The organism is Luteibacter sp. CQ10, from assembly GCF_040900725.1.
Taxonomy (GTDB): domain Bacteria; phylum Pseudomonadota; class Gammaproteobacteria; order Xanthomonadales; family Rhodanobacteraceae; genus Luteibacter.
In genome coordinates, this window is the sequence record NZ_JAEUYM010000002.1 from 646894 (window position 1) to 673405 (window position 26512).

The 26512-nt window shown below is 64.6% G+C and carries 21 protein-coding genes; 8 read left to right on the top strand and 13 right to left on the bottom strand.

Annotated elements, in window-relative coordinates; genetic code table 11:
- Positions 1-10: 10 nt before the first annotated feature.
- The 3 genes from JNG39_RS11745 to JNG39_RS11755 all read right to left on the bottom strand — a co-directional run bounded on the left by JNG39_RS11745 (position 11) and on the right by JNG39_RS11755 (position 4190).
- A complete protein-coding gene (locus JNG39_RS11745; RefSeq protein WP_368311565.1) occupies positions 11-721 on the bottom strand; it encodes an MgtC/SapB family protein in 711 nt (236 codons plus the stop codon).
- Positions 722-1040: 319 nt separating this feature from the next.
- Positions 1041-2705 (bottom strand): MFS transporter, encoded by a 1665-nt coding sequence (locus JNG39_RS11750; protein WP_368311566.1) that lies wholly within the window; start codon positions 2703-2705, stop codon positions 1041-1043.
- Between the two features lie 12 nt (positions 2706-2717).
- Complete coding sequence (locus JNG39_RS11755) at positions 2718-4190, bottom strand: hypothetical protein (protein WP_368311567.1); 1473 nt, start codon at positions 4188-4190, stop codon at positions 2718-2720.
- A gap of 180 nt (positions 4191-4370) precedes the next feature.
- Between JNG39_RS11755 and acs the strand changes: the two genes are divergently transcribed.
- Entirely contained in the window at positions 4371-6302 is a 1932-nt protein-coding gene (gene acs / locus JNG39_RS11760; protein WP_368311568.1) for an acetate--CoA ligase, read from the top strand.
- Between the two features lie 2 nt (positions 6303-6304).
- The gene (locus JNG39_RS11765; RefSeq protein ID WP_368311569.1) at positions 6305-6973 is read left to right on the top strand and encodes a response regulator transcription factor; all 669 of its coding nucleotides are present in this window, start codon (positions 6305-6307) and stop codon (positions 6971-6973) included.
- A 73-nt stretch (positions 6974-7046) separates the two neighbouring features.
- On the opposite strand, the gene JNG39_RS11770 is transcribed toward JNG39_RS11765, so the two are convergent.
- Positions 7047-10529 (bottom strand): NahK/ErcS family hybrid sensor histidine kinase/response regulator, encoded by a 3483-nt coding sequence (locus JNG39_RS11770; protein ID WP_368311570.1) that lies wholly within the window; start codon positions 10527-10529, stop codon positions 7047-7049.
- A 75-nt stretch (positions 10530-10604) separates the two neighbouring features.
- Here JNG39_RS11770 and JNG39_RS11775 point away from each other — a divergent pair, with 75 nt between their 5' ends.
- Together JNG39_RS11775 and JNG39_RS11780 are read left to right on the top strand one after the other, a co-directional pair.
- On the top strand, positions 10605-11228 hold the full coding sequence (locus JNG39_RS11775; RefSeq protein ID WP_368311571.1) for a 4'-phosphopantetheinyl transferase superfamily protein: 624 nt from the start codon (positions 10605-10607) through the stop codon (positions 11226-11228).
- A gap of 132 nt (positions 11229-11360) precedes the next feature.
- On the top strand, positions 11361-12113 hold the full coding sequence (locus tag JNG39_RS11780; RefSeq protein WP_368311572.1) for a pyridoxine 5'-phosphate synthase: 753 nt from the start codon (positions 11361-11363) through the stop codon (positions 12111-12113).
- Positions 12114-12243: 130 nt separating this feature from the next.
- On the opposite strand, the gene JNG39_RS11785 is transcribed toward JNG39_RS11780, so the two are convergent.
- The 9 genes from JNG39_RS11785 to dnaA form a co-directional block, all read right to left on the bottom strand.
- Positions 12244-12651 carry a biopolymer transporter ExbD gene (locus tag JNG39_RS11785; protein WP_247372054.1) on the bottom strand — a complete coding sequence of 136 codons (408 nt, stop codon included), beginning with the start codon at positions 12649-12651 and terminating at the stop codon, positions 12244-12246.
- Between the two features lie 5 nt (positions 12652-12656).
- Positions 12657-13070 (bottom strand): biopolymer transporter ExbD, encoded by a 414-nt coding sequence (locus tag JNG39_RS11790; protein ID WP_247372052.1) that lies wholly within the window; start codon positions 13068-13070, stop codon positions 12657-12659.
- Between the two features lie 20 nt (positions 13071-13090).
- Entirely contained in the window at positions 13091-13840 is a 750-nt protein-coding gene (locus JNG39_RS11795; protein WP_247372049.1) for a MotA/TolQ/ExbB proton channel family protein, read from the bottom strand.
- 58 nt (positions 13841-13898) lie between these two features.
- A complete protein-coding gene (locus JNG39_RS11800; RefSeq protein ID WP_247372046.1) occupies positions 13899-14561 on the bottom strand; it encodes an energy transducer TonB in 663 nt (220 codons plus the stop codon).
- Between the two features lie 205 nt (positions 14562-14766).
- Positions 14767-16062, bottom strand: coding sequence for a tetratricopeptide repeat protein (locus tag JNG39_RS11805; RefSeq protein ID WP_368311573.1), 1296 nt, complete (start codon positions 16060-16062; stop codon positions 14767-14769).
- A 278-nt stretch (positions 16063-16340) separates the two neighbouring features.
- Positions 16341-18782, bottom strand: coding sequence for a DNA topoisomerase (ATP-hydrolyzing) subunit B (gyrB, locus tag JNG39_RS11810; protein WP_368311574.1), 2442 nt, complete (start codon positions 18780-18782; stop codon positions 16341-16343).
- Between the two features lie 65 nt (positions 18783-18847).
- Complete coding sequence (recF, locus tag JNG39_RS11815; protein WP_368311575.1) at positions 18848-19930, bottom strand: DNA replication/repair protein RecF; 1083 nt, start codon at positions 19928-19930, stop codon at positions 18848-18850.
- Between the two features lie 88 nt (positions 19931-20018).
- Positions 20019-21119 carry a DNA polymerase III subunit beta gene (gene dnaN / locus JNG39_RS11820; RefSeq protein ID WP_368311576.1) on the bottom strand — a complete coding sequence of 367 codons (1101 nt, stop codon included), beginning with the start codon at positions 21117-21119 and terminating at the stop codon, positions 20019-20021.
- 216 nt (positions 21120-21335) lie between these two features.
- Positions 21336-22697 carry a chromosomal replication initiator protein DnaA gene (dnaA, locus tag JNG39_RS11825; protein ID WP_368311577.1) on the bottom strand — a complete coding sequence of 454 codons (1362 nt, stop codon included), beginning with the start codon at positions 22695-22697 and terminating at the stop codon, positions 21336-21338.
- 190 nt (positions 22698-22887) lie between these two features.
- Between dnaA and rpmH the strand changes: the two genes are divergently transcribed.
- From rpmH to mnmE, 4 genes are all read left to right on the top strand, one after another.
- Positions 22888-23022 (top strand): 50S ribosomal protein L34, encoded by a 135-nt coding sequence (gene rpmH / locus JNG39_RS11830; protein ID WP_045828244.1) that lies wholly within the window; start codon positions 22888-22890, stop codon positions 23020-23022.
- A gap of 14 nt (positions 23023-23036) precedes the next feature.
- On the top strand, positions 23037-23417 hold the full coding sequence (rnpA, locus tag JNG39_RS11835) for a ribonuclease P protein component (RefSeq protein ID WP_368311578.1): 381 nt from the start codon (positions 23037-23039) through the stop codon (positions 23415-23417).
- A 68-nt stretch (positions 23418-23485) separates the two neighbouring features.
- A complete protein-coding gene (gene yidC, locus JNG39_RS11840) occupies positions 23486-25174 on the top strand; it encodes a membrane protein insertase YidC (RefSeq protein ID WP_368311579.1) in 1689 nt (562 codons plus the stop codon).
- 4 nt (positions 25175-25178) lie between these two features.
- Positions 25179-26510, top strand: coding sequence for a tRNA uridine-5-carboxymethylaminomethyl(34) synthesis GTPase MnmE (gene mnmE / locus JNG39_RS11845; RefSeq protein WP_368311580.1), 1332 nt, complete (start codon positions 25179-25181; stop codon positions 26508-26510).
- Positions 26511-26512: the final 2 nt, after the last annotated feature.

Below are 26512 nucleotides of genomic sequence, written 5' to 3' on the forward strand. Positions count from 1 at the left end.
CTGCGAGCCGCTATTCGTTGCGGAACGCGTCGGTCTGGCCGGATACCTCGTATTCGACCGACCGGATCCCTTCCAGGGTTCGTAGACCGTCGGCCAGTTCGGCGAGGCGTTCGGCCTGCACCGGGCGGCTGAAGAGGATGGTGACGGCATCGCCTCCGTCGGCCTCGCGCCGCAGCACCATCCGGACCACCGGCAGGTGGTAGCCCGCCACGGTCCGCTCGCATTCGGCTAGCGGCGCGGTGCCGTCCAGGCGGGCGATCAATCGGGGGCGGCGGGCCTTCTTGCCGACGATGCGTCGCTCGAGCGGCTTGAGCATCGCGAGGATGACCCAGATCACCGCCGTGGCGATCACCGCACCCACGTAAAGCCCGCCGCCCGCGGCCAGTCCCACCGATGCCACGGCCCAGAGGCTGGCGGCCGTGGTCAGGCCGCGCACGATCTGGTCGCGCTCCACGAAAAGGATGGTGCCGGCACCCAGGAAGCCGATGCCGCTGATGACCTGGGCCGCGATGCGGGAGGGATCGAGCACGACGTGCGGCTGGTCGATCACATCGGCGAAGCCGAACGCCGAGACCACGATCGCGAGTGCCGCGCCGACGCCCACCAGCATGTGGGTACGCAGGCCGGCCGTCCATTCCAGGCGGCCACGATTCGCGCCGATGATGCCGCTGAGCACGGCGGCGGTCACCAGTCGGAGCAGGATGTCGATGGGTTGGATCATGCCCCGATCGTACGGACCGGGGGTATGCAACGCGTGAGCGGTACGGTCCACGCAAGGGTGAATTGCACGATGCAGGGTGCCGGCGAAACGTCGGTCTTCCTAGAGTACGGTCACTCCAAGCCCACAGGTGCCGTCCCATGAAACGTTTTGCCGCCGCCGTCGCGTATCGCACGGTATCGATCGATGGCGTGCGGATCGCCTGTCGGGAAGCCAGCGACTCAGCCCGGCCCACGATGCTGCTGCTTCACGGTGTAGGTCCACCCTAAGAAAAGGCCCCCGACGAATCGGGGGCCCGGGCAGCCGTCGGGACGTTCGACCGTCAGTGCTCCAACGGCACGTCCTTGGTCTCGCGCACGAAGAACAGCCCGATCACGAAGGTCATCATGGCGACCGCCACCGGATACCAGAGGCCGTAGTAGATGTCGCCTTTCCAGGCCACCAGCATGAAGCCGATGGTGGGCACGAAGCCGCCGAACCAGCCGTTGCCGATGTGGTACGGCAGGCTCATCGAGGTGTAGCGGATACGGGTGGGGAACATCTCCACCAGCCATGCGGCGATCGGGCCGTAGACCATCGTGACGTAGATGACCAGGATCGCCAGCAGCACCACCAGCATCGGGTAGTTCGCCGTCGCCGGATCGGCCTTGGCGGGGTAGCCCGCCGCTTTCACCTGCGCGGCCACGCGGTCGGTGAAGTCCTTGTTCTTCGCGGTGAAGTCGGCCTTGGCGAGCGCGCTGCCCTCGAACGATTCGATGACTTCGTCGCCGATCTTCACCGTGGCGAGCGTTCCGGGCGCCGCGGCGGCGTTGGTGTACGGAATGCCTTTCTTCGCCAGCACGCTCTTGGCCACGTCGCAGGAGCTGGTGAAGGTCTTCTTGCCCACCGGATCGAACTGGAAGCTGCACGCGTTCGGGTCGGCCACCACGGTCACCGGCGCGGAGGCCGCGGCGGCTTCCACCGCCGGATTGCCGAAGTGGGTAAGACCCTTGAAGATCGGGAACATCGTCAGCGCGGCGATGAGGCAACCCGTGAGCACCACCGTCTTGCGACCGATGCGATCGGACAACCAACCGAAGAAAACGAAGAACGGCGTGCCGATGAGCAAGGCGGCGGCGATCAGCAGGTTGGCCGTGGTGGCGTCGATCTTCAGGCTCTGGGTGAGGAAATAGAGCGAGTAGAACTGGCCCGTGTACCAGACCACCGCCTGGCCGGCCGTGGCGCCGAGCAGGGCCAGGATCACCAGCTTCAGGTTCTTCCACTGGCCGAAGGCTTCGGTCAGGGGTGCCTTCGACTGCTTGCCTTCGGCCTTCATCTGCTGGAACACCGGCGACTCGTGCAGCTGCATGCGGATGTACACCGACACGCCGACGAGGATGGCGGAAAGCAGGAACGGGATGCGCCAACCCCACGCCTCGAACGCTTCGCTACCCATTCCCAGGCGCGTGCCGAGGATCACGAGCAGCGAGAGGAACAAGCCGAACGTGGCGGTGATCTGGATGAAGCTGGTGTACAAGCCACGCTTGCCCGGCGGCGCGTGCTCGGCGACGTAGGTGGCCGCGCCGCCGTACTCGCCGCCCAACGCCAGGCCTTGCAGCAGTCGCAGGAGGATGAGCAACACGGGCGCGAGCGTTCCCATCGTCGAGTACCCGGGCAAGACGCCCACCAGGAAGGTGGACGTGCCCATGATGATGATGGTGATGAGGAACGTGTACTTGCGGCCGATGAGATCGCCCACGCGACCGAATACGATCGCGCCGAACGGACGCACGGCGAAGCCGGCGGCGAACGCGAGCAGGGCGAAGATGAACTGGCTCGTCTCGTTCAGTCCGGTGAAGAACTGCTTGCCGATGATCGCGGCGAGCGAGCCGTAGAGATAGAAGTCATACCATTCGAAGACGGTGCCCAGGCTCGACGCGAAAATCACGCGCCGGTGGCTGGTACCGATGCTGCCGTCGGCGCGGAGGCCGGATGCGGTGGTCGCCATGTCGGTCTCCGGTTAGAAACGATAGTTGCCGTTGAGGGTGAACTCGTTGGCGGAGGTCTTCTGCCGGCCGAGGCCATTGGTGGTGCTCGAATCCAGGTTGGAATGGATCCACTCCACGCTGAAGTCGTAGGCGCCGGCCGTGTATTGCAGGCTGAGCGCGCCCTGGCGGTTCTTCAACAGCGCCGCGGTGTTGGGGGCGCGCCAGCGCAACACGTCGTCCTTGTCGGGCTTGCTGGTGGCGTACGTGCCGTAGGCCGACCAGTGCGGCGTGAACTTGTAGCCCACCTGCAGGTAGCCGCCCGTGTCCTTGATGTCGCCGAACTGCGAGAGGTCGCCGAAGATCTGGCCGATGGCATTGCCCGTGTAGACGGCGCTCTTGAGGATGAAGTTGCCCGGCGTCCACATCCCGCCCAGCTCCACCGCCGTACTCTTGATGTTGCTCTTGATCGGCGTGATCGTCGTGCCGTCGACGCCGTGCAGGTCGAGCTTGGAATAATGACCGGCGAGGAAGGCCTGCCAGTTGCCGCCCTTGGCGGTGAGGCGCGCCTCCACCTGCGGCTTGAAGCCCGTGTTGCCGGCGGTGAGGTAATTGGTGGTGTTGCCCGGCCCGTTCCAGCTTCCCTCGAACGCGGCAAGATCGAAACGCCACTTCACCCCTTCCGAGCCGTGGTTCAGGTCCTGCATCCAGATGATGCCCGGGTAGCGCCAGCCGATCACGCCCGTGCCGTAGCCCAGCGGGAAGGCGATGTGCGAGAGCGACTGCGGGATGTATTCCAGCGGGAACATGAGATCCCACATCTGGCCGATGCGGAAGGTGGTGCCGGTGTCGGCGTTGGTGATGTCCATGTACGCCTGGCGCAGGCGGGGCGTGGGCTGCTGCTGGCTGTACGGTCCCGTGCCGTTGAAGCCGCCGAAGAAGTCCATCTCGATGCGGCCGCCGCCGCTCCAGCTCTCGTTGAGCTTGGCGCCGGTGAAGTCGAGCCAGAAGCGCGTGTTGCGCACGTCCACGCCGCTGAGCGAATCGTTCACGCGGCCGCCGGTACCGGGAATCGGGTATTCGGCGTTGGCGCCGTTGCCGAAGGTGTAACCCTTGCTCTGGGTGAAGGCATTGGCGTTGATGAAGCCATGGAACGCCACCGAGACGCCGGGCGCCGTGGTGAACGTGGGCTTGGCCGGGACCGAGGCCACGGTCTTTTCGACCTTGGTGACCTTCTCGTCGGTCTGCTGGGCCTGCGTCTGCGCGGCCTGCGCCGTGGCGGTGGCCTGGCTGGTGGCGTCGCGCTGTTCCTGGATCATCGCCTTCAGCTCGGCCAGCTGCTGTTCGAGCTGGTTGACCCGGGCTTCGAGTTCGGCCTCGCGGCCGGCGGTCTTCTTCGATTTCGACTGGGCGTGGGCAAGGTCCGGCAAGGCCGCCATCGGCAGCATCAACGCACATGCGACGCTGAAGGCCATCGCCTTCCGCCCCCCGTTACGGATCGGTTTCATCATGGTCTCCCCAACCATTGGCAAGCCGAGCATGGGTCAGCCGTGCGCGGGCGTTCCATTCGCCAAAGGTCGAAACTCGACCAAAGTCGAAGGGGGTTCGCCGCTTTGTGCGTCGCGGCGAAGGTAAACTCCATGGCCTGTCCCACGGCCTCGCCGACCCACGTTCAAGCAGGAGCACGCATGTCCGAGAAGTACCCGGCCGACCCCTCCATCGGCCACGTCAGCAAGGGCGATTACGAGCGCATGTACGCCGAATCGATCCAGGATCCGAACGGCTTCTGGAAGCGGATGAGCGGACGCCTGGACTGGATCGTGCCGCCGACGACCATCAAGAACGTCTCCTACGACCCGGCCGACCTGCACATCCGCTGGTATGAGGACGGTCAGCTCAACGTGGCCGCCAACTGCCTGGATCGCCACCTGGACAAGCGGGGCGACAAGACCGCCATCATCTTCGAGGGCGACGATCCGAGCGAAAGCCGCAGCCTCAGCTATCGCGAGTTGCACGGCGAGGTCTGCAAGTTCGCCAACACGCTGAAGAACCTCGGCGTGGCCAAGGGCGATCGCGTGGTGATCTACCTGCCGATGATTCCCGAGGCGGCCGTGGCCATGCTGGCCTGCGCGCGCATCGGCGCCATTCACTCGGTGGTGTTCGGCGGCTTCTCGCCCGATTCGCTGGCCAGCCGCATCGCCGATTCGAAGGCCAAGCTCATCGTCACCGCCGACGAAGGCTGCCGCGGCGGCAAGAAGATCCCGCTGAAGGCCAACGTCGACGAATCGCTCACCCGGCCCAACACCAACAGCGTGGAAACCGTGGTGGTGGTGCGCCGAACCGGCGGCGCCATCCACATGCAGCCGCCGCGCGACCGCTGGTACCACACGCTGATGGAGGGCCAGTCCACCGATTGCCCGGCCGAGCCGATGAACGCGGAAGATCCGCTGTTCACGCTCTACACCTCCGGCTCCACCGGCCAGCCCAAGGGCGTGCTGCACACCAGCGGCGGTTACCTCGTCTATACGAGCCTCACGCACGAACTCACCTTCGACCTGCGCGAAGACGACGTCTACTGGTGCACCGCCGACGTGGGCTGGATCACCGGCCACAGTTACGTGGTCTACGGCCCGCTCGCCAACGGCGCCACCGTGGTGATGTTCGACGGCGTGCCGCACTATCCCGACTTCAGCCGTTTCTGGCAGGTGGTCGACAAGCACAAGGTCACGCTGTTCTACACGGCGCCCACGGCCATCCGCGCGTTGATGCGCGAGGGCGACGGCCCGGTGAAGAAGACCTCCCGCAAGAGCCTTCGCATCCTCGGCACCGTGGGCGAACCGATCAATCCGGAAGCCTGGAAGTGGTACTACGAAGTGGTGGGTGAAGCGCGTTGCCCCATCGTGGACACTTGGTGGCAGACGGAAACCGGCGGCTTCATGATCACGCCGTTGCCCGGCGCCATCGACCTGAAGCCCGGTTCGGCGAGCCTGCCGTTCTTCGGCGTGAAGCCCGCCGTGGTCGACACCGACGGCAAGCCGCTGGAAGGCGAAGCCAGCGGCAACCTGGTCATCACCGATTCGTGGCCGGGCCAGATGCGTACCGTCTACGGCGACCACCAGCGCTTCATCGATACCTACTTCAAGACCTATCCCGGCAACTACTTCACGGGTGACGGCGTGCGTCGCGATGCCGACGGCTATTACTGGATCACCGGACGCGTCGACGACGTGATCAACGTCTCGGGCCATCGCATCGGCACGGCCGAGGTGGAGAGCGCGCTGGTGGCCCATCCGAAGGTGGCTGAAGCGGCCGTGGTCGGCTGCCACCACGACATCAAGGGCCAGGGCATCTATGCCTTCGTCACCCTCAACGCGGGAGAGAGCGGCAGCGACGAACTGCGCAAGGAACTGGTGGCCGAGGTGCGCAAGGACATCGGCGCGCTTGCGGTACCCGATTTCCTCCAGTGGGCACCCGGCCTGCCGAAGACGCGCTCGGGCAAGATCATGCGCCGCATCCTGCGCAAGATCGCGGAGAACCAGCCCGACCAGCTCGGCGACATTTCGACGCTGGCGGACCCTGGCGTGGTGAAGAGCCTCGTGGAGGAGCGTCTGGTCAAGTAGACATGTCCGACGTACTCATCGCCGACGATCATCCGCTGTTCCGCGATGCCCTGCAGCGCGCGGTGCTGGCGGCCGTGCCGGGGGCCGCCGTGCACGCGGCGGACAGCGTGCCCGCGTTGTTCGCCCTGATCGAGTCCATGCCCGAGGCCGACCTGCTGCTGCTCGACCTGCACATGCCGGGCGCACGCGGGTATTCCGCGCTCGCCCATATCCGCGGGCAATATCCGGGGTTGCCCACCATCGTCGTCTCCGGTCACGAGGAAGCGCATATCGCCCGGCGTGCGCTGGCGCATGGCGCATCCGCGTACATACCCAAATCCGCGGCGGTCGAAACGATCGTCGAAGCGGTCCGCACGGTGCTCGACGGCGATGTCTGGTTGCCGCCGCAGCTCGTGCTTGGTCACGTGGAACTCAAGGCCGACGAAGCCGACGTCGCGGCGCGCGTGGCGTCGCTCACGCCGCAGCAATTCCGCGTGCTCAACATGATCGCCGAAGGGCTACTGAACAAGCAGATCGCGTATGACCTCGGCGTATCCGAGGCGACGGTGAAAGCGCACATGACGGCGATCATGCGCAAGCTGGGCGTGTCCAATCGCACGCAGGTGGCGTTGGCGGCGAGTCACCTGGATGTGGAGAAGGAAGCGTTGCCCGGCATAGCCGAAGGGAAGTAACGCTTTCGCGACTGGAAATGTCGATCGACGTGCTACCGAAGGGGTGGGAGCCGATCGCATCGGCGAACCGCCGTCAGGCGGCATGGGTGCCGATTCGCTTGGCCAGCGCGACCAGCAACGCACGCAACGCCGCCGGCCGCACCGGCTTGTGCAGCAATGGATACCCCAGCGCCCGCGCGCGCTGCTTCAGCTCGGTGCTACCGTCGGCCGTCACCATCGCCGCCGGCGGCAACGGCGATATTTTCGTTTCCAGGTAACGCAAGGCCTCGAGTCCGTCCACGTCGTCGCCCAGGTGATAGTCGGCGAGGATGAGATCCACATGCGTGGTGGACAGGATCGCCTCAGCGGCGGCCACGTCGAGCGCCGTGCGGCAATCGACGCCCCAGCGGCCCAGCAATGCGCGCATGCCTTCGAGAATGGTCTCGTCGTTGTCCAGGCACAGTACCGTGATGGGCAACTGTTCACCGCCAGGACGCGCCATCGATGGAGTACGCTTGCGCGCCACCGCTTCGGTACGCGGCACCGTGATGGAGAAGCAGCTGCCCTGGCCCACCCGGGAACGCAGGCCGAGCGTGTGGCCGAGGATGTCGGCCAGGCGATCGCAGATCGACAGGCCCAGGCCGAGGCCTTTTTCGCCCCAGGGAGAGGGACGTTCGAGCCGCTGGAACTCGCCGAAGATGCGGGCCTGCTGTTCGTCGGCGATGCCCGGGCCGCTATCCCATACCTCGATACGCACGTTGCTTCCGACCCGGCGCGCACCCACCACCACGCCGCCCACGCGGGTATAGCGCAAGGCATTGGAGAGGAAGTTGGCGATGATCCGCCTCAGCAGCTGCGCATCGGATCGCACCGCGAGTGCGGTCGGTACGACGTGCAACGACAGGCCACGCTGCTCGGCGACCACGGCGAACTGCTGCTTGAGCGAATCGAAGACGTCGGCCAGGGCGAACGGCGCGATCTCCGGCCGATAACTCCCGGCATCGAGTCGCGACACGTCCAGCAAGGCGTCGAGAAGGTCTTCCGCCGCGCGGAACGATGCATCGATGCGTTCGGCGAGCTTTGCCGCTTCACCGTCCAGCGTCGGGTCCTGCCGCAGCGCGGAGGTGAACAGTCGCGCGGCGTTGAGCGGTTGCAGGAGGTCGTGGCTGGCGGCCGCCAGGAACCGTGTCTTCGACGCGTTGGCCGCTTCGGCTTCGCGACGTGCAATGGCCGTGGCGCTCAGTGCTTCGCTCAGTTCGGCCGTGCGCATTTCCACGCGCTGCTCGAGCGTTTCGTTGGCGTCGATCAAGGCCTGCTCGACGGCCTTGTACGCCGTGACGTCGGTGAACGTGGTGACGAAACCGCCGCCCGGGAGCGCGCGCCCGCGCATTTCGATCACGGTACCGTCGGGGCGCACGCGCTGGAACACGTGGGGCGAACCCGCGCGCATGTAGCGGATGCGTTTACCCACGTGCTCGTCCACTTCGCCGGGACCGCATTCGCCGTGCTCGGCGTTCCAGCGAATCAGGTCGGCCACCGGCAAGCCGACGTAGACCATGCCGTCGGGATAATCGAACAGCTCGAGATAGCGTCGATTCCAGGCTACCAGGCGCATGTCGCCGTCGACCACGCTGATGCCTTGGGAGACGTTTTCCAGCGTGGTGGACAGCAGTTCACGATTGAAGCGGAGTTCCTGCGAGGCCTCGTCGAGCAGTGCCATCGCTTCGGCGATGTCCAGGCCCGTACCCGACAGCGCGCCCATGAGGATGCGACGTGCGCTCGCCGCGCCGACCGCGCTCGCAAGCAGGCGTTCGGTGAACTGTATCAGGGGCCGGTCGGCGGCATCGCCGGGGGAGAGCGTCAGTCCGTGGCGCTGCGCGTATTCGTTGAACGCGCGCGCGGTCACGCGTTCGCCCACGATGCGCCCCGCGATGGTGCCCAGGTCGCGTACCGTCACGCGGCCGCGCCAGTCGCCCGCGCCCGACACGCTGCGCACGAACGGATCCACGAACAGGGCCGCATGCAGGCGTTCGGCGACGCTCGGACGAAACCGGAGGGACAAGAAGACCAGGCACCCCACGTTGACGAAAAGGGACCAGAACGTACCGTGCGTCACCGGCTCCCAGCCGGTGAGGTGGAATAGCTCGTTGGGCTTCAACCAGCCCAGCGCGAAAGGGCCCTGGTCCAGCCACCGTGAATCGAGCCATCCCGCGCGCGTCATCGCCGGCAGCAGCAAGGTGTAACCCCAGACGAGGAAGCCCGCGAGCAGGCCCACGTAGACGCCTACCCGGCTAGCGCCGCGCCAGTACAGCGCGGACACGATGGCGGGTGCGAATTGCGCCACCGCGGCGAAGGACAACAGGCCGGTGGCGGCGAGGTTTTCCGCATCGGCGATGATGCGGTAATAGAAATAGGCCAACGCCGCGAGTCCGACGATCGCCACCCGGCGCACCAGGAGCACGATGTTCGACAGGTCGCCGCGCCGCTCCAGGCCGAACCGCTCGATGCGGAGCAGCGCGGGCATCACGAGGTCGTTGCTGATCATGGTAGCCAACGCGACGGCGGCCACGATCACCATGCCCGTCGCGGCGGAAAATCCGCCGACGAAGGCGAGCAGGGCGATGCCCTTGTCGCCCAGCGCGATGGGAAGGTTGAGCACCCAGGCGTCGACGTGCGCCTGCGTCACCTGCGGCAGGTGGAGCCCCGCGCTGACGATGGGCAACACACCGAGGGAAATGACGATCATGTAAAGCGGAAAGAACACGCGCGCGCGGCGGAGATCGCGCGGGTCTTCGCATTCCACGACGCCGATCTGGAACTGCCTCGGCAGGCAGAACATCGCGCAGAACGCGAGTAACGTCTGCGCGACGAAACCGGGTGGCATGCTTCCCTTTTCCAGCTGCAGCATGGGGCCCCGCACGGTTTCGGCCAGGCCGGGCCCGTGCATCCAGGCGTAGATGCCGATGGCGACGAACGCCAGCAGCTTCACCAGCGATTCCAGCGCCACCGCGAGCATCATGCCGTGGTGGTGCTCGGTCGCGTCGATGTTGCGCGTGCCGAACAGGATCGCGAATACGGCGAGCAAGGCCGCGCACCACAGGGCCGTGTCGCCGAACCATCCCGTGGTGCCACCGGCGCCCAGCACGGCGAACGACATCGCCACCGCTTTGAACTGCAATGCGATGTACGGAATGATCGCGATGACGGCGATCACCGCGACCAGCGCCGCGAGGCCGTGCGACTTGCCGAAACGCGCGGCGATGAAGTCGGCGATGGAGGTGATGTTGCGTTCCCGTGCCACGAGGACGAGCCGCTCGAGCAGGCCGAACCCGAACACGAACAGCAGCAACGGGCCGAGGTAGATCGGCAGGTAGGAGAGGCCCGAACGCGCCGCCGTGCCCACCGCGCCGTAGAAGGTCCAAGACGAACAGTAGACGGCCAGCGCGAGGCTGTAGACCAGGGGGCGAAGGCGGGGCTGGCGGGGGTAGAACGGACGGCGGTCGCCCAGGTACGCGACGGCGAACAGCATGCCGACGTATAGCAGCGCCACCAGCAGCAAGAGCCAGCCTGCGATCACCCGATGTCGCTCCCCCGAATGGTACGGGCCCCATTCTAGGACGTGCGGCGCCCCGTTGTGGGATAGCATCGCGCGATGACTTTCGAGGTTCCTTTCCTTTCTCCCGACGATATCCACGTCTGGCGCATGGCCTGGACCGGCACCGCGGGTGCCGAACCGCCCTTCGGCGCGCTTCTCTCGGCCTATGCGGGGTCGGGCGCGCCGGCGGTCATCCGGCAGGAGCATGGCAAACCCGTCCTGCCTGCGCCGTGGAATACCCTGGGCTTCAACTGGTCGCACAGCCGCGATGTGGCGCTCTTCGCGGTAGGACGTGGACCGGCGGGCTTCGAACTGGGCATCGACGTGGAACGTGTGCGCCCGCGCCCGCGCGTGCTGGAACTGGCGCGTCGATTCTTTGCGCCCACTGAGACGGCATGGCTGGAGACACTGGGCGACGAACGACGGCTGCCCGCGTTTCTCGACCTGTGGACGCACAAGGAAGCCGTGCTCAAGGCGCATGGCGGCGGCCTGTCGTATGGCTTGCATCGCGTGTCGTTCATGAGCCAGGACGACACGCTGCGTCCCCAGGCGTTCGACGGCGATATCGGGCCGGCGTCTTCCTGGTGCGTGCGATGCCTCGACGCCGGCGACGGCACCGTCGCCGCGGCGGCGTGGCGAGGTGCTGAACGGAACGTGCGCGTCTTCACATATCCGCCTTGAACCTTTTTCCGGCGAGGTGTGTCTGATTCACTGGAACCGTGGAGTGCGCCATACGGAGCTGGCGAGTTATGCTGGGAAGACAGTCATTACGCACGTCGCGTCTGGCGGCGTGCGTTTTTTTTGGGACCGTCGATGACCCTTCTCAGCGTCAACCTGAACAAGATCGCCGTGTTGCGCAATTCGCGCGGCGGCCACGAACCCGACATCGCCACCGCGGCCAACACCTGCATCGATGCAGGTTGCGGCGGTCTTACCGTGCATCCGCGTCCGGACCAGCGCCACGTCACGCCCGCCGACGTTCGCACGCTGGCGGGTTTGTTGCGCGGCCGCGTGGAATACAACATCGAGGGCAATCCCTTCGCGCCCGCTCGCGGCGATTATCCTGGTCTGATCGCCTTGTGCGCCGAGGTGAAGCCGACCCAGGTCACCCTCGTTCCCGACAGCGACGGGCAGATCACGTCCGATCACGGCTTCGATCTCACCAAGGACATCGAAACGCTGAAACCCGTGGTCACCGCGTTTCGTGAGATGGGCTGCCGCGTCAGTGTGTTCGTGGACGCCGGTGGCGAAGGGTTCGCCGAGGCGGTCGCTATCGGCATCCAGCGTATCGAGCTGTATACCGGTCCGTATGCGGAGGTGTTTTCCCGCCGTCGCGATCGCGACGTGGAGTCGGTGCTGAAAGCGTTCGCCGATACGGCGCAACGCGCCCAGCAAGCGGGACTGGCCGTGAATGCGGGACACGATCTGAGCCAGGCCAATCTGGGGCGCTTCAAGGCCGCCATTCCCGGGCTCGCCGAGGTATCGATCGGGCACGCGCTGATCAGCGAGGCGCTGTACCAGGGTCTGACGAATACCGTTCGGGCGTATCTGGATATCCTGGCCTGATCGCCAGGGCCGGACACGTCGCCGGCGCAGGCGGACGCGTGGCGATGCATTCGGTTTCCGCCGGACACTGCATAAAAAAAACCCCGCCCTAGAGGCGGGGTTTTTGGTCTTACCGGACGACTTCGATCGATTACTGCGCGTTGACGAAACCGATCTTGGTCAGGCCCTGGCTCTTGGCGTCGGAAAGCACGCGTGCCACGACCTCGTACTGAACCGCGTCATCCGCATCGATCTGCAGTTCCGGCTGGTTGGACTGCTGGGCGATCACCGCGATCTGGGCCTTGAGGCCCAGCTCGTCGACCGGCGTATCGTTCCAGTAGAGCGAACCATCCTGGCGAATCTGCAGACGGACGGGGTCCGGCGGATTATCCGGGTTGACGATGTTCGGATTCGGCTGCGGCAGATCGATCTTGATCTTATGCGACAGCTGGGGAGCCGTGATCATGAAGATGATCAGGAGCACCAGCATCACGTCGACGAGCGGCGTGACGTTGATGTCCGACATCGGGCCACCGGAGTTGCCTGAGCTGAATGCCATGTTCGTTACTCCTTGCCGGTCGACATGAAGCCGACGTGGACCATACCGGCTTCCTTGGCGTCGCCAAGGATCTTCTTCACCACCTTGTACTCGGTGGTGCGGTCGGCACGGATCTGGAGCTCGGGCTGCGGCGACTTCGCCGCCGCAACCGCGAACTGGGCCTTCAGTTCAGCCTCGCTGACTTCGTTGTCATTGAGGAAGTACGTACCGTCCGGCTTGACCGCGAGATCCATCGGCTCGACCGGGGCCTCATCCTTGGTGTTCGGATTAGCCTTCGGCAGATCGATCTGGACCTTGTGGGACATCAGTGGCGCCGTGATCATGAAGATGATCAGGAGAACCAGCATCACGTCGACGAGCGGCGTGACGTTGATTTCCGACATCGGACCACCGGAGTTGCCCCCGCTGCTCATAGCCATGGGTCGAATCCTCTAGCGAATTACTTCGTGCCTTCGACACGGGCGCCGGTGGCGAAGAAGTCGTGCAGGTCGTGCGCGAATTCGTCGAACTGGGCGTAGGTCAGGCGGTTGGAGCGCATGAAGAAGTTGTATGCGAGCACGGCCGGGATAGCGGTGAACAGACCGAACGCGGTCATGATCAGCGCCTCACCGACGGGGCCGGCAACCTTGCCCATCGAGGCTTCACCCGCCGCGGCGATGCCGATCAGCGCGTGGTAGATGCCCCACACGGTACCGAGAAGACCGATGAACGGAGCCGACGAACCGACCGTGGCGAGCAGGGTCAGGCCGCCTTCCAGACGCAGGCTCTCGCGAGACACGGCCTGGCGCAGGGCGCGATCGATGAATTCCGAACGCGACAGCGATTCGGCGAGGCGACCGCCAGCAGCCTGCTGGTGGTGGGCAACGGCCGAAGCGGCGTCGAGAGCGATCTTCGAGAACGGTTCGCCCTTGGGCTGCTCTTCGAGCATGCGGATGGCGTCCTGCGTCGACGCGGTGTTCCAGAAGCCCTGGATGACCTTGTCGGCGCGCGCACGCACCATGCTGTTACGGATGAAGTTGGCGACGATGAAGTACCACGAGAGCACCGACATCACGACCAGCACGACGAACACAATCCAACCCAGGGGGTCGAAGTTGTGGATCAGGTGGTCGAAGCCCATCTGCTTGAGGGCGTCGGCGTTGGAGTTCTGACCTGGATTAGCAGGCTGAGCGGAGGTGTCTTGCAACATAACGCTACCCTTGGGAAATCAAACATTAACGGAGATGTAAGTAAGTGTGAGGACTAACTTACAGCTGGTTTAGGTTGAACGTAACGGGGACACGTGCATAGCCTTCGACGGCCTGACCGCCTCGCTTGCCCGGGTTGAATCGCCAGTTCCTTGCGGCATCCTCCGCAGCCTTGTCCAATTCGCGGAAACCGCTCGACTGGTCGACCTTGATGTCCTTCGGCGAACCGTCGACACCAACAAGGACCAGAAGTACCACCGTACCTTCATGACGCTGGCGAATCGCCTGCGGCGGATACCTTGGGGGATTCCGCTGACGGTACGACAGATTTTCGCTCGGCGCGATATCCGCCGGCGGTGCAGGCGGCGCGGGAGGCGCCGGCGGCGGAGCCGGAACGGCGTTCGTGCTCGCCTCCTCGACGGCCGGCGGCGGCGGAGCCGGCGGCGGCGGTGTCGGCGGCGGCTTCACCTGCTGAATGATTTTCGGCGGCGGCTGCTTCGGGGGTTCCGGAGGCGGCGGCGGCGGCGGCGGGGGCGGCGGCGGCGGTTCGATGAAGTCGACCTGCACGACCTTATCCGTGCGCTTTTCCTGCGTCTTGGGCGGCGCCATCGGCGCTACCAGCACGAGGAAAGCGAACGAGTGCAGCGCGATGGCGACTGCCAACGCACTTGTGCGCCCCCAACTAAACGGCGCTTGGCCGGTTGATTCGTTACTTGAGGCCATCAGTCACTATCAAGAGCTAATCAAGCGGGAAGTGAGACCCGCACTGCACTTCCGGCGCCCGGCGATTGACATTGCCGAAAAAGCGCCGATTTCTGCAAGCGGAAAGATACGCAAGTTACACCAGCATATGGCGTTTGTATAGCACCTGAAGGGACGATTTATGGCTTTCCATTTCTCCCCCTTCAGGCACTTTACAAGCGCCTTTTTACTTACCTGCGGTTTTCAACCAGGCGTTAGCCTTGGCAGAGGTTTCAGGGTCCTTGGCGGCTTCCTTCATGGCCGCGATCGCACCCTGCTTGTCTTTCTGACCACGCTTGGCTTCCGCGAGCACCATGTAGGCCTGGCCCTTATGCTGCACGCCCTTGCTGATGGCATCCGTCGCCGACTTCTGAGCCGCGGCGAACTGGTTTTCCTGGAGCTGGACGCGCGCGGCCTTCAGGGCCGGCTCGCCGTTGGTGGCGACGCCCGCGGCCTGCTGATAGGCCGCCAGCGCACCCTTCATGTCGTCGCCCGTCACGGCGGCATCGCCGAGCAGGTTGTAGTTGTCGGCCGTCTTCTGGATCACGCCCTTGTCCATGCCTTCCTTGATGACGGCGACGGCCTTGACGGCGTTGCCCTTCTGGCGATCCTGGTTTTCCTGGCCGTCGATCAGGTAGATCTTGGCGAAGTTGATGTACTGCTTTTCATCCTTGATGGCGCCGGCGGTATGCGCTTTCTCATAGAGCGCGATCGCCTCGGGATACTTCTGCGCCTGGATCAGCGCCGACGCGGCGTTGTTCAGCGCAGTGGCGTCGTTCGGATTCTTCGACAGCTCATCGGCGGCCATCGCGGCAGCCTTGTCGCCCTGTCCGGATTCGGAGTACGACGCCATCAGGATCTGGTCCCACGACGCCTGCGGCTTCGCGTCGGGCATCGACTTCGCCTTGGTGATGGCGGCGATGGCTTCCGGATACTTCTCGAGGCGATAGTCGATGCTGCCTTCGAGGCCATACGACTCGGCGGTTTCACGCTTGCCTTCGTTGCGCCATTCCTGCAGCGACTGCAGGGCGGCCGCGTACTGCTCGTCGGCCACGAGGAACTGGGTGTACATGTACTTCAGCTGGAAGTAGGTGTCGTTCGGCATCACGCCGATGTCGAGCGCCTGCTTGAGCGTGCTGATGGCGCCTTTGACGTCGCCATCGTTGTACTTCATGTTGGCCAGGCCCTGCAGCGCGAGCGCCTGGGCGTACTTGCTGCTCGTGCCGGAGCCGTCGGCGAGCGGCGTGAGGATCTGCGTGGCCTTGTCCTTGTCGCCGTTGTTGGCGGCGTCGAGGCCTTCGTTGATGGCCTTCTGGTCCTTCTCGCTCTTGAGGTCGAGCTTGGGCTCCTGACGAGTGGCGTTGGGATACAGCGCCTCTTTCTTATCCTGAGCCGGCTGCTTGTCGCGCGCGATGGCGGCGCCGCTGGCAAAGGAAAGTGCGATCGCGGTAGCGAGCGCCATCTTGATGAAACCCTGTTTCATTGACTGACCTCTGTTGAAGGACTCGTCGCACACGGAAGTGCTCCGGGGGATTACAGAGGTTAACCCGATTCGATTCCTAAGAACAAGTCGCAGCGCGTCAAAAAAAATCCGTCAAAACAATGACTTGTTAGAAGAACGTTGGCGCTTACCCAATCGACCCATCTTTCAGCCCTTGAAATCGCTATTTTTGTCCCCCCGAACTGTCACGATTTAAAAAGCAAAGGCCCGGTTGTTCGAGACAACCGGGCCTTGGTCTTTTCAGCCAACTTGCGCGTGATTTACACGTCGAGGTTGGCAACCTTCAACGCGTTGGACTCGATGAAGTCGCGGCGCGGCTCCACCGCTTCGCCCATCAGCATCGAGAACATCTGGTCGGCGGCCACGGCATCCTCGATGCCCACCTGGAGCATGCGCCGGGTTTCCGGGTTCACGGTGGTTTCCCACAGCTGTTCCGGGTTCATTTCGCCGAGACCCTTGAAGCGCTGGATGGTGCGGCCCTTCTTCGCTTCGTCCAGCAGCCAGCTACGTACCTCGGCAAACGAGGTCACGCCACGCGAGGCATTGCCCCGGCGAACCACGGCGCCCGGTTGGAGACGCAATTCGGCGAGCTGGCGAGACATGCCGTGGATGGCCTTGAACTCGGTGCCGCCGAAGAACGCCTGCGGCATGATCCACGTATGGCTCAAACCGTGCTGCATGCGCTCGATTTCGACCGCGGCGCCCTGCTCGTTGAGGGCCGGACGGAACCGTAGTTTGTAGGTGGGCTTGCCCAGTCCACTGGCGCTCAGGCGAGCGGCCACCCCGTCGAGCCAGCCCTGCATGGCCGCTTCGTCCTGCCAGAAGGCGTCTTCCAGGGGAGCGTGTTCGATCATGGCGTTGAGCGTGGCCGTATCGAAGCGGTGGCTCAGGCGTTCGATCTGGTCGAGCGCCGACTGGAAATCGCGCAACAACTTCTCGAGGGTGACGCCGTCGATGCCAGGCGCGCCTTCTTCCGGCGTGAGCGAGGCATGGTCGACCGCGCTGGCGATCAGGTACTCGTTGAGTACCGCATCGTCCTTGATGTACATCTCCTGCTTGCCCTGCTTCACCTTATACAGCGGCGGGAGGCCGATGTAGACGTGGCCGCGCTCGATGAGCTCGGGCATCTGGCGGTAGAAGAAGGTCAGCAGCAGCGTACGGATGTGCGAGCCGTCCACGTCCGCGTCGGTCATGATGATGATGCGGTGGTAGCGCAGCTTGTCGGGGTTGTATTCCTCCTTGCCGATGCCCGTGCCGAGCGCGGTGATCAGCGTGCCGACCTCGGCGGAGGAAATCATCTTGTCGAAGCGGGCCTTTTCCACGTTGAGGATCTTGCCCTTCAACGGAAGCACGGCCTGCGTGCGGCGGTTGCGCCCCTGCTTGGCCGAGCCGCCTGCGGAATCACCCTCCACCAGGAACAGTTCGGACAGCGCGGGATCCTTCTCCTGGCAGTCGGCCAGCTTGCCCGGCAGGCCGGCGATGTCCAGCGCGCCCTTGCGCCGGGTCATTTCGCGGGCCTTGCGGGCGGCTTCACGGGCACGGGCCGCATCCACCGCCTTGGAAGCGATGGCCTTGGCCTCGTTGGGGTGCTCCAGGAGGAATTCGGCGAGCTTGTCGTTGACGACCTGCTCCACCGCCGTCTTCACCTCGCTGGAAACCAGCTTGTCCTTGGTCTGCGACGAGAACTTCGGATCGGGCACCTTCACCGAGAGCACGGCGATCAGGCCTTCGCGCATGTCGTCGCCCGAGAGCGCCACCTTGGCGTTCCTGGCGATGCTTTCCTTCTCGATGTAGCTCTGCAGCGTGCGCGTCAGCGCGGCGCGGAAGCCCGTCAGATGGGTGCCGCCATCGCGCTGGGGGATGTTGTTGGTGAAGCAGAACATCGTTTCCTGGTAGGCATCGGTCCATTGCATGGCCACTTCGACCGTGATGCCTTCGGAAAACGAGCTGAAACTGATGACCGTGGGATGCAGCGCGGTCTTGAGCTGGGAGAGGTGCTGCACGAACGACTTGATGCCGCCTTCGTAGGCGAAGATGTCCTTGCGATCGTTGCGCTCGTCGACCAGTTCGATGGTGACGCCCGAGTTCAGGAATGCCAGCTCGCGGAGGCGCTTCGCGAGGATGTCGTAATGGAACTCGTTGTTGTTGGTGAAGGTGAGCTTGCTCGGCAGGAAACGCACCATCGTGCCGCGACGCGACGCGGTGGCCGTCGCCGCGATCGGCGCCACTGGCTCGCCATGGGCGTACTGCTGGGTCCACTCATCACCGTCGCGCCAGATCGTGAGCCAGAGCTTTTCGCTGAGCGCGTTCACGACCGAGACGCCCACGCCGTGAAGGCCGCCGGACACCTTGTAGGAGTTCGCATCGAACTTGCCGCCGGCATGGAGCACCGTCATCACCACCTCGGCCGTGGAACGGCCCTCTTCCGGGTGGGTATCGACGGGGATGCCACGGCCGTTATCGGCCACGCTGGCCGAGCCGTCATCGTGAATGGTGACCGTCACGTAGTCGCAGTAGCCGGCGAGGGCTTCATCGATGGCGTTGTCCACCACCTCGAAAACCATGTGGTGCAGGCCGGTACCGTCATCGGTATCGCCGATGTACATGCCCGGGCGCTTGCGGACGGCCTCCAGGCCCTTTAGGACCTTGATGCTGCCGGAGTCGTAGGCGTTCGGGTTCGTCGGATCGAGAGGTTCGTTCATGCGAGGCCTGGTCATGGCGTGGCGTGCGGCTTGGGCCGCCCGTTACGCGGGGGACAGTCGGACGATTATAGCAAAGCCGCCACTTGGCCTTGTTCCACGTGGAACACGATGATGGGATGGTCCGCCAGGGCGGCGGGAACGTCGGTGCCCGTGATGAACACTTGCGCGTCACGCCCCAATAACTGATTCACCACCCACTCTTGATGGGTACGATCAAGCTCCGATGCAAGGTCGTCGAGGCAGATGACAGGCCATTCTCCCCGGGTTTCGGCATACAACGACGCTTGGCCGAGGAGACAGGCCAGGGCGCAAAGCTTTTCCTGCCCGCGAGACAAATGCTCCCGCAGCGGGGCCTGGTCAAATGCCAAGGAGAAGTCGGCTCGATGGGGCCCGACCGTAGTGTGCCCACGAGACAGATCCCTATCTCGTCGGTCGGCGAGCACGTCCGCCAAAGACTGGGAGTCGTCCCAGCCCGGCCGATACTTGAGACTGAACTCGCCCATTTCTGGAAGAACGGCGTCGGTGAATGCCCGAATATGGGGCAGCACCGCATCGAGGTAGTTCTGGCGATAACGGCCGATGGCTTCGCCGGCGACCGAAAGCTCGGCTTCCCAGGGCGTCAGCAGGTTCACGTCCGGCGTACCTCCCCGCCGAAGCAGAGCGTTTCGTTGTTTAAGCGCCCTTTGATAGCGACGCCATTGACCTACGAAATCGTGTTCCACGTGGAACAAGCCCCAGTCGAGGTAACGGCGGCGCTCCTCGGATGCGCCAGCGACGAGGTCGTGCGACCCAGGCTCAAAGCAGACCACCGCACACTCCTGCACGAGCGAGCTGAGCGATGCCGCCACGTCGCCATCCACCCTCGCCTGCCAGCGACCCGACTCACGTCCCAACCCCAACCGACGGATGCTCCCATCAAGTGCAGCCACCTCGGCGAACACCGAAAGCGCGCTGGCACCGCGTTTGAGCAGCACGTCGCGCGAGCCGGCACGAAACGATCGGCCATGCGATAGCAAATACGCGGCTTCCAGAACGCTGGTCTTTCCGGCGCCATTGGGGCCCACGAAAACGTTGATTCCGGGTGCGGGTTTCAAAGCCACCGATTCGAGGCATCGCAAACCGGCGATTCGTAATGACTCGAACCTCATGACCTACCTTTTATCCCATCGCCAACGAAAAACGCCGGAAAGTCGATGACTTTCCGGCGCCATGGCTCGAACTTTAACGCGTGACCGGTCAGAGGCGAAGCGGCATCACCACGTGGCGGGCTTCGTCGTTGCCCTCCTCCTGCAAGAGGCAGCTCGATTGCGCGTCGCGAAGATTGATGCGCACCTTGTCGCCGCGAAGTGCGCCCAACGCGTCCAACAGGTATCCGACGTTGAAGCCCACGGCGAGTTCGTCGACCACGGTCTCGGCTTCGACTTCTTCCTGGGCTTCTTCCTGCTCGGGGTTGTGCGCCACGATCTTGATGCGGTTCGGCGAAAGCTCGAGCTTCACGCCGCGGTATTTCTCGTTGGAGAGAATCGCCGCGCGTTGCAGCGCGCTGCGCAGCACGTCACGCTCGATCGTGGCCGATTTGTCGGCTCCCAGCGGAATGACGGCCTCGTAGTCGGGAAAACGGCCGTCGATCAGCTTCGACGTGAACTGGACGCCACCGCGCCGTACGCGCAGGTGATTGCGACCGAACTCCAACTCGACGGTACCCTCGCCCGATTCGAGGAGGCCGATCAGTTCGTTCACGCCCTTGCGCGGGATGATGATCTGGCGGCGCGCGCTCACCGAGCTTTCCAGCTTGGTTTCTTTCAGCGCCAGGCGATGTCCGTCCGTAGCCACGCAACGAAGCGTGTGCTCCTGAAGATCGAGCAGCATGCCGTTGAGGTAATAGCGAACGTCCTGGTTGGCCATCGCGAAGGCGGTGCGATCCATCAGGTCGCGCAAGACGTCTTCGGGCAGCGTCACCCGCTCGACCAGCTCGATATCGTCGATGGTCGGAAACTCGCCAGCGGGAAGGGTCGCCAGCGTGAAGCGGCTGCGGCCGGCGTTAAGCGCGATGCGTTCGCCGTTCAACTTGATGTCGATGGTGGCGCCGTCGGGCAACGCACGAACGATGTCGAACAGCTTGCGGGCCGGAATCGTGATCTCGCCTTCCTGCACCTTGTCGGCGGCGGTCGTGGCGATCATCTCGACTTCGAGATCCGTGCCGGTGAAGGACACCTCGCCGCCGGAAGCACGTACCAGCAGGTTGGCCAGCACGGGCAATGTCTGGCGACGTTCGACGACGCCCACCACCTGCTGGAGGGGTTTGAGCAGTACTTCCCTCTGGATGCTGAATTGCATGCGTCCCCTACTCCTGCTTTTAAATGTTTTTTAAAGATTCTTTAGTGGTGGTTGTTAGGCCGGTGGATATCTTGAAAAGTCGAAAAAAACGTTTCGAATCAAACAACTTTTTCTAGATATCGAATGGCCATCACATCCGGTTTCATGTGGGTGCCTTGTGGATAACTTCAGGACCCAAAACCGTCCTCCGTCCATCCACCTATTATCCACAGGTTCTCAGCCCGTCAAGATACGGATCAGCTGCTCCCAGTCCTGACGCATGCGGACGTCCTTTTCCGTGAAGCCACGGATGGTGCGGCAGGCATGGAGCACCGTCGTATGGTCGCGACCGCCGAACGCCTCACCGATCTCCGGCAGGCTGTGCTCGGTGAGCTCCTTGGACAGGGCCATGGCCACCTGCCGGGGACGCGCCAGCGAGCGCACGCGGCGCTTGGAGAGCAGGTCGGACAGGCGTACCTGGTAGTAGTCGGCCACTGTCTTCTGGATGTTGGGCACCGTCACCGCCTGCGCATGCGTGTTGAGCAGGTCGCGCAGGGTTTCTTCCGCGAAATCGGTGGTGATCGGCTTCCGATAGAAGTTGGCGCGAGCCGCGAGCGTGTTGAGCGCGCCCTCGAGGTCGCGCACGTTGGAGCGGATGCGCCGCGCGAGCAGCATCGCCACGTCGTCGGATACCTCCATGCCCTTGTCCGCCGCCTTGGACAGGAGGATGGCCGCGCGCGTCTCGAAGTCCGGGGGCTCGATCGCCACCGACAAGCCCCAGCCCAGGCGCGACTTCAACCGCGGTTCGAGCTTGTCCAGTTCCTTCGGATAGCGGTCGCACGTGAGGATGATCTGCTGCTTGGCTTCGAACAGCGCATTGAACGTATGGAAGAACTCTTCCTGCGTGGTGTCCTTGCCGGCGAAGAACTGGATGTCGTCGATCAGCAGCGCGTCGACCGAGCGGAAGCGGCGCTTGAAGTCGTCCATGTTCTTTTGTTGCAGCGCTTTCACCATGCCGCTGACGAACTGTTCCGAACGCAGGTACAGCACCTTCGCTTCGGGGTTGTTGCGCATCAGCAGGTTGCCCGCCGCGTGCATCAGGTGGGTCTTGCCCAGGCCGGTGCCGCCGTAGAGCAGCAGCGGGTTGTAGGCGCGACCCGGATTCATCGCCACCTGCATCGCCGCGGCCTTGCCGAGCTGGTTCGACTTGCCTTCGACGAAGGTTTCGAACGTGTAATGCGGATCGAGATTGTGGACGTGGGCGGGGTCCTGCGCGGCCGGCTCGGCCACGCGCGGCGCCGGCGGTGGCGCGGTCGCCGCGACCGGCGACGACGTGGGCCGCGCGGGCGCGGGGCGACCGCCGGACGAGCCGACCTCCAGGCGCACCGGGATGGCCTGGCCGCCGATGTGTTCGACGATGGCCTGTATGCGGCCGAGGTACTGCTCGCGGACGGTGTCCAGCGAGTAGGGATTGGGGGCGTAAAGGTGCAGGCCGAACGCATCCTCCCTGGCCTGAAGCGGCATCAGCCAGGTATGGACGTCCTCGGCGCTCAATTCGCCTTCAAGACGCTCGAGACAGCGTCTCCAGAGATCACTCATCGGGTATTCTTGCCACGGAAAGGGGCGCGTGCGCGCGGGGTGGACGACGAAGTCTACCAGTGTTCCGCCCCCCTCTCGGTGTGCCGCCGATGGCGCGTCCGCAAACCTCCTGTCGCCAAGCGCTTGACAGTCCTAAGGATTGTCGCGCACAATTCCGCTCCTTTTTCATCTTCACCCGGATGTAAGCGCCATGAAGCGTACTTACCAGCCCAGCAAGCTCAAGCGCGCCCGTACCCACGGCTTCCGCGCCCGCATGGCCACGGCCGATGGCCGCAAGATCCTGAACGCGCGTCGTGCGAAGGGTCGCAAGCGTCTGATCCCGTAAGCGGTCCGCCGGTCGTGCGTGCCGCAGCCCTGCCGCGCGATGCGCGGCTACGCCGCGCCGCCGACTTCGCCGCGTTGCGAACAGTCAGCGGTCGCCTCGGCGGCCGCTGTTTTCTTTTGCGCTTCGGAAACAACGACGCCGGCACCGCCCGGCTCGGCCTCGCGATCTCCAAGCGTTGCTCCAAGCGCGCCGTCGATCGCAACCGCATCAAGCGCCTGGCGCGTGAGGCGTTTCGCCGCGTCCGCACCGATCTGCCACATGTCGACATCCTCGTGATGGCCCGCGACACCGCCGTCAACGAGCCGGGATCCACGCTGCTCGCCGAACTCGACGGGCTGTTGCGCCGCATCCGGCCGTTGAAGCGCGAGGGTGCGGACGGCACAATCGCGCGTTGACCTGTTCCAAGCCCTTCCCGCCTTTCCCGGTCGATTGACCGGGCGCCATTCGGATCTGGCCCAAGCTGATGAATCAAACGCGCACGTTCCTCATTTTCGCGCTCATGTTCGTGGCGTACCTGCTGTGGACCGAGTGGCAGAAGGACTACGGTCCGCATCCGCAGCCCCCTGCCGCCACGGCGCAGACCGACACGGCCAAGTCCGCCGATGGCGGCGTGCCGGGCGCCGGCGCTCCCGCCGCGGTGCCGACCGACAGCGCATCGCCGACCGGCAAGGGTGAGCTCGTCACGCTGTCCAACGACGTGCTGCGCCTGACCATCGACACGCGCGGTGGCAGCGTCGTGCGCTCCGACCTCCTGGCGTATCCGAGCGAGCCGGTCACCAAGAAAAATCCCAATCCGCCGCCGGCTCGCCTTCTCGACGACGGAGAAGCAGACTTCTTCGCCGTGCAGGACGGCCTGGTGAGCAGCACGGGCGCCGCGCCGGATCATCGCGCCCTCTTCCAGGCCGCCACCACCGACGCGAAACTCGTCGAGGGCCAAGACACGGTCAGCCTCGATCTCACCTGGTCCGACGCCTCCGGCGTGAAGGTGACCAAGCGCTACACGCTCAAGCGCGGCGCGTACGTGGTGGACTTCAACCAGCACATCGAGAACGGTTCGTCGGCGGCATGGGCCGGCAACGCCTATCAGCAGATGCAGCGCGTCGCGCCGCCCAAGGCGAACTGGTTCAAGAGCTACACCGATCCCGCCCAGCACAGCTTCTTCGGCGCGGGCTGGTACAGCCCCGAAAACAAGTTCGAATCCCTGCTCGTCACCGACTTCGCGAAGAAACCGCTCAACCGCGCCTTCACCGGCGGTTGGATCAGCATGCTGCAGCACTATTTCTTCGCCGCGTGGATTCCGCCGGCCGACCAGAACGTCACCTACAGCACGGCCATCGTCGATCCGAACTCGGCCGCGCCGCGTTACCTCGTGCGTGCCTTCGGTCCCGCGATCCAGGTGCAGCCGGGCCAGAGCGCGGACAGCCCGGCCCGCCTGTACATCGGTCCGAAGCTGCAGGGCACGCTCGATGCCATCGCCCCGGGCCTCGACCTCACCGCAAACTACGGCTGGCTGACCATCATCGCCACGCCGCTGCACTGGCTGCTCTCGCAGCTCCATGCCATCAGCGGCAACTGGGGCGTGGCGATCATCCTGCTCGTGCTGATCATCAAGACCGCCCTCTTCAAGCTCACCGACGCGCAGTTCCGTTCCGGTGCGCGCATGCGCAAGCTGCAGCCGCGCGTGCAGGCGCTCAAGGAGCGTTACGGCGACGATCGCATGAAGATGCAGCAGGCGATGATGGAGCTGTACAAGAAGGAGAAGATCAACCCGATGGCGGGCTGCCTGCCCATCCTGATCACCTTCCCGATCTTCATCGGCCTGCTTCGCGTGCTGTCCGAATCCATCGAACTGCGCCATGCGCCGTTCTTCGGATGGATCCACGATCTCTCGGCGCCCGATCCGTTCTACGTGCTGCCGGTGCTGTACTTCATCGTTACCCTGCTCACGCAGCGGATGATGTCCACCGCGGGCATGGATCCCACCCAGGCCAAGATGATGAAGGTGATGCCGTTGATCTTCGGTGTCTTCTTCGCCTTCTTCCCGGCGGGTCTGGTGCTGTACTGGACGGTCAACGGCGGTGCCAGCCTGCTCCAGCAGTGGTGGATCAACCGCAGCGTCGACCGCGCGCACGAAAAGGCGCGCACGGCCTAACCGCATGACCCACGGCACCGACACCATCGCGGCCATCGCCACCGGCGCCGGCGCGGCGGGTGTCGGTGCCGTTCGTGTTTCCGGACCCCTCGCGCCGACGATCGCCACCACGCTGCTCGGTCGCGAACCCGTGCCACGGCATGCGCACTTCGCGGCATTCCGTGATGCCGACGGCGAGCTGATCGATCGCGGCCTGTTGCTCTCTTTTCCCGGCCCGGCGTCGTACACCGGCGAACACGTGGTGGAACTGCAAGGCCACGGCAGCGCCGTCCTGCTCGACGCCCTCCTCCGCCGCTGCATCGAACTCGGTGCTCGACTCGCAAGGCCGGGCGAATTCACCGAACGCGCCTTCCTCAACGGCAAGCTCGATCTCGCCCAGGCCGAGGCCGTGGCCGATCTCGTCGCGGCCACGTCGCGTGCCGGTGCGCGCGCCGCGTTGCGTTCGATGGAAGGCGTGTTCTCCGCCCGCGTCGACGACCTGCTCGCCGAACTCATCGCACTGCGCGTGCACATCGAGGCGGCCATCGACTTTCCCGAGGAAGAGATCGATTTCCTGGCCGATCCGGTCATCGGCGAAAACCTCGCGGCGCTTCGCAAGCATCTGGACGACTTGCTGATCGAAACGCGTCGCGGCGTGCGTCTGAACGACGGCATCGCCGTCGCCATCGTCGGCCGACCGAATGCGGGCAAGTCGAGCCTGCTCAATGCATTGGCAGGACAGGAGCGCGCGATCGTCACCGACATCGCGGGCACCACGCGCGACGTGCTCCGCGAAGCCATCCACATCGACGGCGTCGCCCTGGAGTTGGCCGACACCGCGGGCCTTCGTGATTCCGACGACGTGGTGGAACGCGAAGGCATCCGTCGCGCACGCGCGCAACTCGAGCGCTGCGACGTCGCCCTCCTGGTCACCGAAGCCGAGCACGCCGAAGCCGACCAGGTCTTCTTCGACGGCACACCCGAACACGCCACACGCATCACCATCGTCAACAAGATCGACATCGGCCGCGTTGCCGCGCGACGCGAAGGCGACACGCTATGGCTCTCGGCCCGAACTGGCGAAGGTCTCGAGGCGCTGCGTGCGCTACTCAAGCAACTCGCTACCGCCGGTGCGGGTGAAGGTGCCTTCAGCGCCCGCCGCCGCCACGTGGCAGCGCTCGAACGCGTCCGGGATCATCTGGAAAGAACGGCTACCGCCCTCCACGACTCACATGCCGGCGAACTCGCGGCCGAAGAACTCCGCCAGGCTCAGCAGGCGCTTGGTGAAATCACCGGAACCTATTCGTCGGACGATCTCCTCGGGGCGATCTTCGGATCGTTCTGCATCGGCAAATAAGT

Bases quoted from the DNA above. Each gene is read 5' to 3' on its own strand.
- rpmH (WP_045828244.1), top strand. From the start codon at position 22,888: ATGAAGCGTACTTACCAGCCCAGCAAGCTCAAGCGCGCCCGTACCCAC.
- JNG39_RS11780 (WP_368311572.1), top strand. From the start codon at position 11,361: ATGACCCTTCTCAGCGTCAACCTGAACAAGATCGCCGTGTTGCGCAAT.
- JNG39_RS11745 (WP_368311565.1), bottom strand. From the start codon at position 721: ATGATCCAACCCATCGACATCCTGCTCCGACTGGTGACCGCCGCCGTG.
- mnmE (WP_368311580.1), top strand. From the start codon at position 25,179: ATGACCCACGGCACCGACACCATCGCGGCCATCGCCACCGGCGCCGGC.
- JNG39_RS11800 (WP_247372046.1), bottom strand. From the start codon at position 14,561: ATGGCCTCAAGTAACGAATCAACCGGCCAAGCGCCGTTTAGTTGGGGG.
- yidC (WP_368311579.1), top strand. From the start codon at position 23,486: ATGAATCAAACGCGCACGTTCCTCATTTTCGCGCTCATGTTCGTGGCG.
- JNG39_RS11790 (WP_247372052.1), bottom strand. From the start codon at position 13,070: ATGGCTATGAGCAGCGGGGGCAACTCCGGTGGTCCGATGTCGGAAATC.
- JNG39_RS11750 (WP_368311566.1), bottom strand. From the start codon at position 2,705: ATGGCGACCACCGCATCCGGCCTCCGCGCCGACGGCAGCATCGGTACC.
- acs (WP_368311568.1), top strand. From the start codon at position 4,371: ATGTCCGAGAAGTACCCGGCCGACCCCTCCATCGGCCACGTCAGCAAG.
- JNG39_RS11795 (WP_247372049.1), bottom strand. From the start codon at position 13,840: ATGTTGCAAGACACCTCCGCTCAGCCTGCTAATCCAGGTCAGAACTCC.
- dnaN (WP_368311576.1), bottom strand. From the start codon at position 21,119: ATGCAATTCAGCATCCAGAGGGAAGTACTGCTCAAACCCCTCCAGCAG.
- JNG39_RS11755 (WP_368311567.1), bottom strand. From the start codon at position 4,190: ATGAAACCGATCCGTAACGGGGGGCGGAAGGCGATGGCCTTCAGCGTC.
- JNG39_RS11765 (WP_368311569.1), top strand. From the start codon at position 6,305: ATGTCCGACGTACTCATCGCCGACGATCATCCGCTGTTCCGCGATGCC.
- JNG39_RS11775 (WP_368311571.1), top strand. From the start codon at position 10,605: ATGACTTTCGAGGTTCCTTTCCTTTCTCCCGACGATATCCACGTCTGG.
- JNG39_RS11805 (WP_368311573.1), bottom strand. From the start codon at position 16,062: ATGAAACAGGGTTTCATCAAGATGGCGCTCGCTACCGCGATCGCACTT.
- recF (WP_368311575.1), bottom strand. From the start codon at position 19,930: ATGAGGTTCGAGTCATTACGAATCGCCGGTTTGCGATGCCTCGAATCG.
- dnaA (WP_368311577.1), bottom strand. From the start codon at position 22,697: ATGAGTGATCTCTGGAGACGCTGTCTCGAGCGTCTTGAAGGCGAATTG.
- gyrB (WP_368311574.1), bottom strand. From the start codon at position 18,782: ATGAACGAACCTCTCGATCCGACGAACCCGAACGCCTACGACTCCGGC.
- JNG39_RS11785 (WP_247372054.1), bottom strand. From the start codon at position 12,651: ATGGCATTCAGCTCAGGCAACTCCGGTGGCCCGATGTCGGACATCAAC.